14 protein-coding genes are annotated in these 12642 nt (G+C 32.0%); 11 read left to right on the forward strand and 3 right to left on the reverse strand.

From position 1 onward, the window contains the following. Window positions 1–39: 39 nt before the first annotated feature. The 3 genes from rlmD (at window position 40) to P3U32_RS04190 (ending at window position 2859) form a co-directional block, all read left to right on the forward strand. Window positions 40–1407, forward strand: a complete 1368-nt coding sequence (rlmD, locus tag P3U32_RS04180; RefSeq protein WP_323704381.1) for a 23S rRNA (uracil(1939)-C(5))-methyltransferase RlmD — start codon at window positions 40–42, stop codon at window positions 1405–1407. 228 nt (window positions 1408–1635) lie between these two features. Then, on the forward strand, window positions 1636–2382 hold the full coding sequence (locus tag P3U32_RS04185) for an SDR family oxidoreductase (protein ID WP_323704382.1): 747 nt from the start codon (window positions 1636–1638) through the stop codon (window positions 2380–2382). A gap of 81 nt (window positions 2383–2463) precedes the next feature. Beyond that, on the forward strand, window positions 2464–2859 hold the full coding sequence (locus P3U32_RS04190; RefSeq protein ID WP_323704383.1) for a MerR family transcriptional regulator: 396 nt from the start codon (window positions 2464–2466) through the stop codon (window positions 2857–2859). A gap of 104 nt (window positions 2860–2963) precedes the next feature. Here P3U32_RS04190 and P3U32_RS04195 read toward each other — a convergent pair whose 3' ends face one another. Further along, complete coding sequence (locus P3U32_RS04195) at window positions 2964–3809, reverse strand: SDR family NAD(P)-dependent oxidoreductase (protein WP_323704385.1); 846 nt, start codon at window positions 3807–3809, stop codon at window positions 2964–2966. A gap of 195 nt (window positions 3810–4004) precedes the next feature. On the opposite strand from P3U32_RS04195, the gene P3U32_RS04200 reads away from it, so the two are divergent. From P3U32_RS04200 to P3U32_RS04225, 6 genes are all read left to right on the forward strand, one after another. Beyond that, window positions 4005–4913 (forward strand): LysR family transcriptional regulator, encoded by a 909-nt coding sequence (locus P3U32_RS04200; RefSeq protein ID WP_323704386.1) that lies wholly within the window; start codon window positions 4005–4007, stop codon window positions 4911–4913. Window positions 4914–5112: 199 nt separating this feature from the next. After that, a complete protein-coding gene (locus tag P3U32_RS04205) occupies window positions 5113–6270 on the forward strand; it encodes an MFS transporter (RefSeq protein ID WP_323704388.1) in 1158 nt (385 codons plus the stop codon). A gap of 42 nt (window positions 6271–6312) precedes the next feature. Then, the gene (locus P3U32_RS04210; protein WP_323704389.1) at window positions 6313–7161 is read left to right on the forward strand and encodes an aldo/keto reductase; all 849 of its coding nucleotides are present in this window, start codon (window positions 6313–6315) and stop codon (window positions 7159–7161) included. A gap of 92 nt (window positions 7162–7253) precedes the next feature. Further along, on the forward strand, window positions 7254–7799 hold the full coding sequence (locus tag P3U32_RS04215; RefSeq protein ID WP_323704390.1) for a DUF3267 domain-containing protein: 546 nt from the start codon (window positions 7254–7256) through the stop codon (window positions 7797–7799). A gap of 69 nt (window positions 7800–7868) precedes the next feature. Continuing rightward, entirely contained in the window at window positions 7869–8936 is a 1068-nt protein-coding gene (gene dinB / locus P3U32_RS04220) for a DNA polymerase IV (RefSeq protein WP_323704391.1), read from the forward strand. A gap of 122 nt (window positions 8937–9058) precedes the next feature. Further along, the gene (locus P3U32_RS04225) at window positions 9059–9277 is read left to right on the forward strand and encodes a hypothetical protein (RefSeq protein WP_323704392.1); all 219 of its coding nucleotides are present in this window, start codon (window positions 9059–9061) and stop codon (window positions 9275–9277) included. Between the two features lie 110 nt (window positions 9278–9387). Here the strand turns inward: P3U32_RS04225 and P3U32_RS04230 are convergent, their stop codons facing one another. Together P3U32_RS04230 and P3U32_RS04235 are read right to left on the reverse strand one after the other, a co-directional pair. Continuing rightward, window positions 9388–9942 carry a 3'-5' exonuclease gene (locus P3U32_RS04230; RefSeq protein WP_323704393.1) on the reverse strand — a complete coding sequence of 185 codons (555 nt, stop codon included), beginning with the start codon at window positions 9940–9942 and terminating at the stop codon, window positions 9388–9390. Further along, window positions 9943–10449 (reverse strand): ferritin, encoded by a 507-nt coding sequence (locus P3U32_RS04235; RefSeq protein WP_323704394.1) that lies wholly within the window; start codon window positions 10447–10449, stop codon window positions 9943–9945. 146 nt (window positions 10450–10595) lie between these two features. On the opposite strand from P3U32_RS04235, the gene P3U32_RS04240 reads away from it, so the two are divergent. Beyond that, complete coding sequence (locus P3U32_RS04240) at window positions 10596–11906, forward strand: lipid II isoglutaminyl synthase subunit MurT (RefSeq protein ID WP_323704395.1); 1311 nt, start codon at window positions 10596–10598, stop codon at window positions 11904–11906. Then, a complete protein-coding gene (locus tag P3U32_RS04245; RefSeq protein WP_323704396.1) occupies window positions 11906–12628 on the forward strand; it encodes a lipid II isoglutaminyl synthase subunit GatD in 723 nt (240 codons plus the stop codon). Before P3U32_RS04240 ends, P3U32_RS04245 begins: the two co-directional genes overlap by 1 nt. The last annotated feature ends 14 nt before the right edge of the window (window positions 12629–12642 follow it).

Below are 12642 nucleotides of genomic sequence, written 5' to 3' on the forward strand. Positions count from 1 at the left end.
TCCCTTTTTTCTATGTTTAAGTTGAGAGAAGGAGTTATTATGGCAGGTATCGTAAATAAAAATGAAATATATACAGGTAAAGTAATTGATTTTACACACGAAGGACATGGTGTTGTGAAATTTGATCGTTATCCAATATTTGTGCCACAAGCAATCAAAGATGAAACAATAGAATTTAAAGTTATTAAAGTGAAAAAACAATTCGCTATAGGAAAATTAATCAAAGTCCAAACGACTTCAAGTGAGAGAGTAGAACCACCATGTTCTTATTATCATGTTTGTGGTGGATGTCAGTTGCAACATTTAAGTTATCAAGGACAATTAGAAATGAAAAAAGAACAAGTAATCAACTTGTTTAAACGTAAATCACATTTCGAAGATACAATCATACACGATACAATTGGAATGGAAGAACCATGGCATTATCGTAATAAATCTCAAATTCCTGTAGGTAGAAATAGAGATGGTGAGATTGAATTAGGATTTTATAAACAAAGAAGTCATGACATCGTAAATATTGATCACTGTATGATTCAAGATAATAAACACGACGACATCATGATAAAACTGAAATCTTTATTAGAAGAACTTAATATGAATATTTATAATGAACATAAACATAAAGGTGAGCTTAGACATATTATATTAAGAAGCGGTGTTTATACTGGAGAAACGATGGTTATATTTGTGACAAATAGTAAGCAGTTAAGTCATAAAAATAAAATCATCGAATTTATAACAAAGGAATGTGAAAATGTCGTAAGTATTAAACACAACATCAATTTAGAAAAAACAAACGTCATCATGGGACAAACATCACACACATTATACGGTCAAGATACGATTACAGATAAACTATCAGAATATCAATTTAAAATATCTGATACATCATTCTATCAAATCAATCCAATTCAAACTGAGAAGTTATATAGTAAAGCATTAGAATATGCACAACTAGATGGTGAAGAAACAGTCATTGATGCATATTGTGGTATAGGAACAATCGGGTCTTATATGTCTCAAAAAGCGAAACACGTCTATGGTGTAGAAGTAGTAGAACAAGCAATAGAAAACGCTAAAGAGAATGCACAAATCAATCATATTGATAATGCGACGTGGGAAGCAGGAAAAGCAGAAGAAATTATATTAAAATGGCAAGAAGAAGGCATAAAACCAGAAGTTGTCATGGTCGATCCACCTAGAAAAGGCTGTGACCAAACATTTATTGAAACATTAATCGAATTATCACCAAAACGTATTGTATATATTTCATGTAATCCAGGAACACAAGTAAGAGACATAGAAATATTAAAAGAAAAAGGATATCAACTCAAAGAAATTACACCAGTAGATATGTTCCCACATACGACACATGTAGAGACAGTGGCGTTGATAGAGAAAGTTTAATATAGAAATCCTTAATTTATTTCGAAATACAACAATAAGACGACTACAGTTTAAAATAATTGTGGCCGTCTTTTTATATATTACAATCTTTTAATCGTTATCATTTTAACTCAATAATTTTTTAGCAAAAACCTTACTTAATACTCTTGCTCTAATGTTCACTTGAAGGTTTATACTCTGATTTATAGCTTGCATTTATAAGCTGACAACCAGAGAGGATGAAATGTCGTGGAAAATATACAAGGTAAAGTAATCATCATAACAGGTACAAGTAGCGGAATGGGAAGAAGTACTGCAAAACTGTTGGCTGAGCATGGTGCAAAAGTAGTTTTAGCTGCCAGACGAGAAGATAGACTTGTTCTTTTAAAAGAAGAAATTGAAAATAGTGGGGGGACAGCTATATATAAAGTAACTGATGTCACTTCACATAAACAGTTACAAGAATTAGCGGAATTTACTTTAAATACGTTTGGAACAATTGATGTACTTATAAATAATGCTGGGTATATGCCCGTTTCACCTTTACATGCACAAAAAGTAAATGAATGGGACCAAATGATAGATATTAACATTAAAGGTGTACTGTATGGCATATCGGCTGTACTCCCATATATGAGAAAAAATAAGAAAGGACAAATTATCAATGTTGCTTCTGCATTAGCACATGTTGTTGTGGAGAATGCTGCTGTGTATGCAGGAACAAAATTTGCTGTAAAAGCTATCACAGAAGGACTTAGACAGGAAGAATTTGAAAATAATATACGTACAACACTTATTTCTCCAGGGGCTGTTCAAACAGAAATCACTAATGGAATTACACATGAAGAAACAAAGAATTCTGTTAAAGAAATGGTAAGTCAAGTCTGGTTACAACCAGAAAGTATTGCAAAAGCCATTGCTTATTCTATTAATGAGCCTGAAGAAGTATCTACCAACGAAATTATTGTCAGGCCCACTATTCAAAAAGCTTTTTAATATCTTCTTTCCTTATATGGAATATTCTAAGATACAAGCAAAGAATATAATGCTAAAATGGCAAAAAAGGGAGATGATAACATGTCTTATTCAATAAAAGAGGCAGCTGCAAAGGCAAAAATTGCTCCACATACTTTACGTTACTATGAAGAAGAAAAACTTTTACCTTATGTGAAGCGGGATGCGAATGGTTACCGAATTTATACAGATGAAGATTTGTCATGGATTGAAGTAGTTTCTTGTTTACGTGAGGCTAATGTTTCGATCGCCGACTTAAAAGAAATGATGAGTTTATCAAAGGGAGAAAAGTCAGCATTATCTGAACGAATTAATATTTTAGACGAACATCGAAAAAATATTCAGGAGCAACAGAAAGATTTAAAACAAAAAGAAGAGATGTTAGACATTAAAATTAACCATTTAAAACAACTTGAGGATATGGATTTAATGAGTTTAAATAAACAAAAACTTTGTTAGCTATTTTTAATAACCTTGATAGAGAAAGTTTAATATAGAATGACTAGTAAAAGCTGAGACAAATCGTCTCAGCTTTTTTGTTTATATTTAATTACCTTGATTACTTACACATCATCATGAGAAAGTGATATTGAAAGTTCTCGATAAGCGTTGAGTTGTGATTGGAAATCGCTGATTTTTTTCTCTACTATTTCAACTGCATCTTCACCAGCGATAAAACGAAGTGGAGGTTGTTCTTCATTTGAAATATCGACTATAGCCTTAGCGAGTTTAACAGGATCACCAGCTTGATTCCCATTTTGAGACTCAAAATTTCCTTGGCTAATTTTCCTGCGTTCGTTATAGTCGTTGATTGTTGGTTCTGCATATTTCGCCGATTTTTCATTAAGGAATCCAGTTCTAAACATCCCTGGGTTGACAATGGTTGTATTAATCCCGAACGGAGAAACTTCAGGTTGTAATGATTCCATCCATCCTTCAAGACCAAATTTAGACGCAGCGTATGCGGTATTAAATTCAAATCCAGAAATCCCTGCACCAGAAGAAATTGAAATAATATGACCGGAACTTTGCTTGCGCATTATAGGTAACACTGCTCTAGTAATGTTCATTGGACCGATAAGGGTTGTCTCCAGTTGATTATTGATTTGCTCTGGAGTTAGTTCTTCGAAATAACCTCCATAAAAGTTTGAAGCATTATTTACTAGCACATCTATTTTTCCAAATTTGGCAATTGCATCTTTGACAGCAGTATTAACATCTGACGAATTGGTGATGTCCAATTTTACAATAAATAGGTTTTCATCATTGCCAAGTACCGCTTTAACATTATTTGTATTTCTACCAGTTGCAACAACTTGATTTCCATTAGCTAGGGCGACTTTGGCAATTTCAGCACCCATGCCACGTCCAGCACCTGTAATAAACCAAACTTTTTTATTTTTAGCCATATTAATTTCCTCCTAGATTTGTTTTTAAATTGATTTTTACTTGAACTAAATTTATTTTCAATATTTATAATCAACTTTTATAACATTGTAAATGTAGTCTGTTTAGTTATCCAATACTTATTTCTTATAACTAGATATGTTTGAAAGGCATATCTAAGAAGTCTATACTTTAAAATAATAAAGGAGGCGTATCTTATGGAAAATAGAGTTTTACGGTATTTTCTTACCGTTGCGAGAGAAGGAAGTATTACAAGAGCTGCTGAATCTTTACATGTCACACAACCGACCTTGTCTAGACAAATAAAAGATCTTGAAAACGAATTAGGAAAAAAATTATTTGTTCGTAGTAACCATAGTATTATTTTAACGAATGAAGGACTCCTCTTGAAAAAGAGAGCAGAAGAAATTATTGATTTGGTTGATAGATTAGGCGATGAATTTAATGCTATAGAAGAAACAATCAGTGGAGATGTTTATATAGGCGGTGGAGAAACTGACGCCATGAGGCACATTGCACAGGTGGTAAAAAATTTACAATTGAGTTATCCAAATAGACGATATCATCTTTACAGTGGTAATTCAGATGATGTAACAGAACGCCTGGATAAAGGATTAATTGACTTTGGTATTTTAATTCAACCAGCAGCTCTATCAAAATATAATTATATTAACATTCCAGCAAAAGATGTTTGGGGTGTAGTTATGAGAAAGGATAGTATGCTTGCTTCTAAAACCAGTATTCAACCAACAGATTTATTAAATGTGCCTCTAATCTGTTCGAGACAGAGTATGAAAAAAACTTTGTCTACAAATGAATTTGCGGATTGGTTTGGTGAAGTTTTTGATAATTTAAACATTGTGACTACGTACAACCTTGCTTATAATGCGGCTATTATGGTGGAAGAGGGTATTGGTTATGCTATCACTATTGATAAAATCGTGAATACGTCAGGAGATAGTAATCTTTGCTTTAGACCACTGGAACCAAAAATTGAATCAGGTTTAAACCTTGTATGGAAAAAGCATCATGTACTTTCTAAAGCAGCTGATATATTTTTGAAAGAAATTCAAATGGAATTTTCCAAATCTTTAACGGATGAATAAAAAATACTTTATCAACGGCTATCATTTATAGTTTTTTAGGATCGTGAAGAGTTGATACCTTCAATCATTTTAATTCTCTTTCTATTGGATATGCTTATTAAGCATATCTAGATATAAATTATAAGTATTAGTAACTTTTAATTTTAACGATTAAGATAATAACGAAGAGAGAATTATTGAAGGTAGGTATTAATGTCTTATGAAAAATTCTAAAAGTTTAATTATATTAATTTTAACGTTTGGTGTTTTTGGTATACTCAATACCGAAATGGGGTACATTGGTATACTCCCAAATTTAGCAGATTATTTTAATGTTAGTGTATCTACTGCTGGCTTTCTAGTTAGTCTTTTTGCATTAGCAGTTGCTATAGCAGGTCCAATTCTGCCGTTAGTATTTTCCGGTGTTAACAGAAAAAAAGTGATGATAATGGTATTAATGATTTTTGTTGTTGGTAATATTATTGCTGTTTTTACAACCAATTTTACATTAGCTCTAATCGCGCGTGTAGTCCCAGCTTTTTTTCATCCAGTTTATGTCTCATTGGCGATGTCTGTTGCTGCAGATTCTGTTAGTGCGAAAGAAGCACCAAAAGCAATTGCTAAAGTATTTATTGGAGTTTCAGCAGGGATGGTATTAGGAGTTCCAATTGCCAGTTTTATTGCTGATACATTTTTAATTCAAGCGTCACTGGAGTTCTTTGCTATTGTTAATATCATTACATTAATTGCAACTATTCTTTTTATTCCATCTTTGCCAGTTACAAAGAGACTTTCATACGGTTCACAGTTAAAAATTTTAACAAAAGGAATAACTTGGTTTTCTATTTTAGCGGTTCTTTTTTTGAATGGTGCTGTGTTCGGGGTTTACAGTTATCTTGCTGAATATCTCAATGTGGTTACAAACATGTCAGATAATTTAATTTCTACTATGTTGTTGTTGTATGGATCGACTAATATTGTAGGAAATGTTATAGCTGGCAGACTGCTTTCCAGCAACCCTATCCGAACGGTAACTATTTTTCAGATTGCATTAATTACGCTTTATCTTATCTTTTATCCTTTAGCTAATTTAACTGTTCCTACCATGATTATTATATTGATATGGGGGATATTAGGAGGTATTAGTGCAAACATTACTCAATATTGGGTGATGTCTGCAGCGCCAAAAGCACCTGATTTTGCCAATGGAATATATCTGTCATCTGTTAATTTGGGTACTACAATTGGAACTGCTATTGCAGGAATTGTAATAGCACAAATCGGAACGAGAGAGATTCTTTTTGTGGGTGTTGTTGCATTAATATTCAGCTTTACTTTTATTGTATTCAGAAATTTAATGTATAAAACATCAACATAATTATTCAAGTTAAATATATTTAATTATAAAGGGAGTGGAACGATGAAAAATGTAAAAGTTGGAAATAGAGATGTTTTTCCTGTTGGTTTTGGAACATGGAATATGGGAAATAACAGTGATAATTTTAATAATGAAATTGAAGCTATTAGAACTGGAATCAAGAATGGTATACAACTTATCGATACGGCGGAAATGTATGGAGATGGTCGTGCTGAAGAATTAGTTGGTCATGCTATTGAACCTTTTAATCGAGAGGATTTATTTCTTGTTTCAAAGGTATTACCAGAGAATGCATCGAAAAAACAATTACTCAATAGTTTAGATCATTCTTTAAAAAGGTTAAACACAGATTACCTGGATCTTTATTTATTACATTGGCAAGGTAGTATTCCAATAACTGAAACGATAGAAGAAATGGAAAAAGCTAAAAAATTAGGTAAAATTAAATCTTGGGGTGTTTCTAACTTTAATGTAAATGACATGAAAGCATTATTGAATTTGCCTAATGGTAGCAAATGTATAACGAATCAAGTTCGATACAATTTAGGTGATAGAGGAATTGAATTTGATTTAGTACCTATGATGAAAAAAATTAATTTACCAATAATGGCATATGCACCAATAGCAAGAGGAGATCGTTTAGGTTCAAACTTAACGAAACAAGATGCTTTAATTGAGATTGCAGAGAAATATAATGTAGATGTATTTCAAATATTGTTAGCTTGGACGATAAGAAATGGAGAAACAATAGCCATTCCTCAATCTAGTAATATTAATCATGTGATTAAGAATGTAAATGCAGCAACAATTGAGCTTTCACAAGAAGATTTAGGCAAAATAGATAGTGTTTATCCGAAGCCGACACAAAGTGAACCATTAGCTTTATGGTAAAAATACAACATGTAATAATTAGTATTAATTGAAATTATATTTTATAATGGGCAAGTAAAGGTTATTAAGTTTTGGAATCATGGAGGAATTAGATGTTGAAAATCGATCTTATAAATAATGTTTCTGTTATAAAAAGATTGGCGTTACTTCAATTTGTCTTATTTCTTTCACTAATACTAATAAGTTATAAAATAATAGGGAACTTTGTATATATTTATGAAGAAGGCGTTTTTATTAATTTTGGACTCGGGATACTTGGATTAATTGTATTGATATTTATTCACGAATTAATTCATGGAATATGTTTTAAAATTTTTAACCCTTCTGCTAAAGTAAAATATGGTTATATGAAAGGTATGGTTTATGCAACGATGCCAAATACTGTATTTACGAGAAGGCAGTTTTATATTATTTTATTATCACCATTTATCATTATAAGTTTAGGGCTACTTGTTATATTATTATGGCTTCAAGTATCTCCAATTATTTATATTTTCGCTTTTCATGGTGCAGCATGTATTGGTGATTTTTATATGGCGCAAGTCATTTATAGTAATAAACAAATGATGTATATTGAAGATACCGATGTTGGTATTAATTTATTCGCTGAGAGCAGAGACTTACCAACAACAAATTAATAAGAATTTTGATATAATGTATAGGAATTTGGGCAACCAACTTCCTATTTTTTTGTAGAGGTGTATACAATGGAAAGACGTATAATACATATTGATATGGATGCTTTCTTTGCACAAGTTGAAGTGAGGGATAATCCGAAGTTAAAGGGGAAACCTGTTATAATTGGCGGTCGTGCATCGGGGAGAGGTGTCGTCTCAACTGCAAGTTATGAAGCAAGAAAATTCGGCGTACATTCTGCTATGCCCATGGCGAGAGCACATCAATTATGCCCAGATGGCTATTATATACGTCCACGCATTAACCACTACAGGGAAGTTTCTAATGAAATAATGTCAATTTTTAAAAGTTATACAGATATTGTGGAACCTTTATCACTCGATGAAGCCTACTTAGATGTTACCGAGCTTGTAAGAAGAGATTTATCTGCTTCAACAATCGCACAATATATTCAGAGAGATATTTATGACAAAACACAATTAACATCATCAGCTGGTGTTTCATATAATAAATTTTTAGCGAAACTAGCAAGTGGATTAAATAAACCAAGTGGACGTACAGTCATACATTATGAAAATGCACATGAACTATTAATGTCATTACCAATAGGGAAGTTTGCAGGCATAGGTAAAGTGACTGAATTGAGAATGAAAGAACTTGGTATCAACACAGGTGAAGATTTATATCAATATGATCAAATGGCTTTAATACAGTTATTTGGGAAACGTGGTGCTAGCTTTTATAATAAAGTGCGTGGTATAGATCATTCACCGGTCAAACCAACTAGAATTAGAAAATCAATTGGCAGAGAAACGACCTTTGAGACTGATCAAAATGATGATGACTTTATATTAAATACAATACGTAAATTAAGTGGAGAAGTATCCAATAGAGCTGAAAAATATGAAGTTGCGGGTCATACGATAACAGTAAAAATAAAAACGCAAGACTTCGAAACATTATCCAAACAAACGAGCAGTCATACCCCTGTTTATGATGAAGTAGAAATATATAATATCGCATATGATTTATACAATACATTGAAAGATGCAGATACATCCATTCGATTAGTAGGCGTTTCGATAGGGAATTTAGTTTCGAGAACATACCGTAATTTGACGATATATGACTTTCTGTAATCAATCAATTTGATATTCCTGCTTAACCTTAGTATTATAAAAAAGGCTATTCTTACGTTTTGATTTATAAAAAAATGGGTAATATTAACTATTTATATTAATTAAGGAAAGTAGAGATCATTATGAAATTTAAATTTTCAATTATAGCTATCACTGTTTTACTGATTGTATTATTTATCAAAAGCACAATAGATTCCGGGTCGTTCGATATTATTAAGTTATTAGGTATTGTTGCAATTGCAATTTTATTATTCTGGGTAGATAAAAAATTAGAAAGACCAGTCAATAAAGCAAGTTTAAGAAGAGATATACAGAAAGAATTTAAGCATAAAGATAAATAATAAAGGGAAGTTAAGTAGAGAGCCAAGATATCGTGCGATTAGGTATGAAACGCACGATATCTTCTTTCAACCCAAACAAAAAAGCTGAGACAATTTGTCTCAGCTTTTTATTATACATATTTCTTATCTGATAATGACTTTCCATAAATGTTTAAGACACTATTTAAATCTGGATAATGTTTTAACAATCGGAATGTAATCATCGCACATGCTTTTGCATCATTAAGTGCGTGATGATGGCCTTTAAAATCAATATCATAATAAGTCATCATATGCGACAATCCATATCTATGATTATTTACTGTTTTCTTAGCTAATATGCACGAACAGAAATAAGTTAAACTTGGAACAGGTATATTTAACTTAACTAATGATTTGAACAAGACGTTCATATCAAATTGTGCATTATGCGCCACAACAGGTAAATCATCTATAAAATCCATCATATATGGAAATACAACATCAAAAGTTGGTGAATCTATAACATCTTCTGGATTAATTTTATGAATTTTGATATTCATTTGTGAGAAGTAGTCTTTCGGATTAACCAACGTATAAAATGTTTCTGTTATTTGATGATCGACGACTTTCACCATACCAACAGAGCATATGCTTTCTGGGTTACCATTTGCTGTTTCAAAATCGAGTGCGACAAACGAATTCATCTATTCTCCACTTTCGTCAAAGTGACGTGCACCTAATTCCTTCTCATATATAAATAATGCGTTATTATCTTCTTGAATTCTTTCTAAGTAATCAATGTGTGTTTCAAACATTGATTCTTCTTCAACTTGCTCATCTAAGAACCAATTTAAGAATGAAATTGTTGCAAAATCTTTCTCGTCTTTGGCAATTTCAGATAAATTATAGAAGCGGCGTGTAACATCTTGTTCTTGTGCAAGGCCGTCTTTAAATGTTTCTAATAATGAATTAAATTCTGTTTTTGGTGCGTCTAGTGAAGTGAATATAGCTTTTTCACCACGATCATTAATGTAGTTGTAGATCTTCATTCCGTGGAAACGTTCTTCTTTCGCTTGTTGAATATAGAAGTTTGCGAATCCATCGTAACTCTTATCTGCACAATAAGCGGCCATTGCCATATAAGCATGTGCTGCATAAAACTCATGGTTTAATTGATTGTTTAAAGCGTCTAATATATTTTTAGATAACATAAAAATCTTCCCTTCTATAATAATATTCATTTACAATTTTATTATACAATAACGATAAGGCGAAACCAATCATTTGATACAGTGAAACATTTCATGAAAATGTTTTGAACGTGTTATAATAATATGACAGAACAAGGAGGTAACGTATGAAGAAAAGTGTTGCGAAAAATGTAGCAAAACTTGCACGTTATGCAAGTAGAAAAGTGGGGAAACAAGGTACAGATCTTCCGGGGCAAATTGCACGTAAAATAGACCCGCTTATATTAAGAAAGCTAGCTAATGAAGTTGACGAAATTGTCATGATTAGCGGTACAAATGGTAAAACAACAACATCTAATTTAATTGGATATACATTAAAGAAGAATAATATCAAAATTATACATAATACTGAAGGCGCAAATATGGCGGCAGGTATCACTTCAAGCTTTATTGTGCAATCTAATAAAAATACTAAAATAGCAGTAATTGAAATTGATGAGGGTTCTATTCCAAGAGTATTAAATGAAATGACACCAACGATGATGGTTGTAACAAACTTCTTTAGAGATCAAATGGATAGATTCGGTGAAATTGATACAATGGTGGATAATATCGCTCAATCAATTAAAGATAAAGGAATCAAACTTTTATTAAATGCAGATGATCCTTTTGTAAGTAGATTGAAAATCGCGAGTGACGATATCGTTTATTACGGTATGAAAAAGGGCATTCACGATTTCGAACAAAGTACGATGGTGGAAAGTAAATATTGTCCAAATTGTGGGCGTTTATTAAATTACAGCCACATACACTATAACCAAATCGGTCATTACACATGTGAATGTGGATTTAATAGAGCTACACCTCAATATGAAGTCACTGCGTTTAATCAAGCACCATTTATAAACGTAGGATTAAATGAAACATCATTCGATTTGAAAATTGCTGGTGACTATAACGTATTTAATGTGATTGCTGCATATTCAGTGCTTAGAGAATTAGGATTAAACGATAATTCTATTAAAAAAGGATTTGAATCTTATACTTCTGATAACGGACGTATGCAATATTATAAAAACAGTAGAAAAGAAGCGCTCATCAATTTAGCGAAAAATCCAGCAGGACTAAATGCAAGTTTATCAGTTGGTGAACAAATTGATGGCGAAAAAGTTTATTTAATTAGTTTGAATGATAATGGTGCAGATGGTAGAGACATCTCTTGGATTTACGATGCTGACTTTGAAAAATTATCAAGACAAAATATTAAAGCAATTATTTGTACGGGTCAACGTGCAGAAGAATTAGCGCTTCGATTAAAATATGCAGAAGTAGAAGCGGAAGTTGTGATTGAACATTCGATAGAAAAAGCGACAGAACTTTCTATGACATATAATGAATTTACAGTAGCGATACCGAACTATACGTCACTTTCACCTATGCATAGAACGCTAAACAAAGCCTTTAAGGAGGAGTTATAATGTCATCATCTATAAAGGTGTATCACTTTATGCCCGATAAATTAAATCTCTATGGTGACATAGGGAATATCATTGCGCTTAAACAAAGAGCGAAATGGCGTAATATACAAGTAGAAGTAGTGAATGTTACAGATACTGAGAATTTAAGTTTAGACGATTGTGATATTTTCTTCATTGGTGGTGGTAGTGATAGAGAACAAAGTTTAGCTACTGAACAATTAAAGAAAATTAAAACCCAACTTAAAAATGCGATTGAAGATGGCATGCCTACATTGACGATTTGTGGCGGATATCAATTCCTTGGTTCTGAATATGTCACACCTGATGGTAAGCGATTAGAAGGATTAAATATTTTAGATATCTTTACTGAATCAAAAAAAGAACGCTTAATTGGTGATATCGTTCTTGAATCTGATACATTCGGACAAATTGTAGGATTTGAAAATCATGGCGGGAGAACGTATCATGAGTATCCAACACTAGGTAAAGTCATCAATGGTTATGGAAACAATGATCATGATTTACGAGAAGGTATACACTACAAAAATTTATTAGGTACTTATTTACATGGACCAATATTACCTAAAAACCATGAAATTACTGATTACTTGCTTAAACATGCATGTGAACGTAAAGGCATATCATTTACACCAGAACAGTTGGATAATTCTGTTGAAGAAGCAGCTAAACAAGCAATTATAAAAAGGTTATTAAAATCATAATATTTATAAAAATA

This window comes from Mammaliicoccus sp. Dog046, assembly GCF_034039665.1.
Lineage (GTDB): Bacteria > Bacillota > Bacilli > Staphylococcales > Staphylococcaceae > Mammaliicoccus.

Bases quoted from the DNA above. Each gene is read 5' to 3' on its own strand.
- rlmD (WP_323704381.1), top strand. From the start codon at position 40: ATGGCAGGTATCGTAAATAAAAATGAAATATATACAGGTAAAGTAATT.
- P3U32_RS04190 (WP_323704383.1), top strand. From the start codon at position 2,464: ATGTCTTATTCAATAAAAGAGGCAGCTGCAAAGGCAAAAATTGCTCCA.
- P3U32_RS04195 (WP_323704385.1), bottom strand. From the start codon at position 3,809: ATGGCTAAAAATAAAAAAGTTTGGTTTATTACAGGTGCTGGACGTGGC.
- P3U32_RS04200 (WP_323704386.1), top strand. From the start codon at position 4,005: ATGGAAAATAGAGTTTTACGGTATTTTCTTACCGTTGCGAGAGAAGGA.
- P3U32_RS04205 (WP_323704388.1), top strand. From the start codon at position 5,113: ATGAAAAATTCTAAAAGTTTAATTATATTAATTTTAACGTTTGGTGTT.
- P3U32_RS04210 (WP_323704389.1), top strand. From the start codon at position 6,313: ATGAAAAATGTAAAAGTTGGAAATAGAGATGTTTTTCCTGTTGGTTTT.
- P3U32_RS04215 (WP_323704390.1), top strand. From the start codon at position 7,254: ATGTTGAAAATCGATCTTATAAATAATGTTTCTGTTATAAAAAGATTG.
- dinB (WP_323704391.1), top strand. From the start codon at position 7,869: ATGGAAAGACGTATAATACATATTGATATGGATGCTTTCTTTGCACAA.
- P3U32_RS04225 (WP_323704392.1), top strand. From the start codon at position 9,059: ATGAAATTTAAATTTTCAATTATAGCTATCACTGTTTTACTGATTGTA.
- P3U32_RS04230 (WP_323704393.1), bottom strand. From the start codon at position 9,942: ATGAATTCGTTTGTCGCACTCGATTTTGAAACAGCAAATGGTAACCCA.
- P3U32_RS04235 (WP_323704394.1), bottom strand. From the start codon at position 10,449: ATGTTATCTAAAAATATATTAGACGCTTTAAACAATCAATTAAACCAT.
- P3U32_RS04240 (WP_323704395.1), top strand. From the start codon at position 10,596: ATGAAGAAAAGTGTTGCGAAAAATGTAGCAAAACTTGCACGTTATGCA.
- P3U32_RS04245 (WP_323704396.1), top strand. From the start codon at position 11,906: ATGTCATCATCTATAAAGGTGTATCACTTTATGCCCGATAAATTAAAT.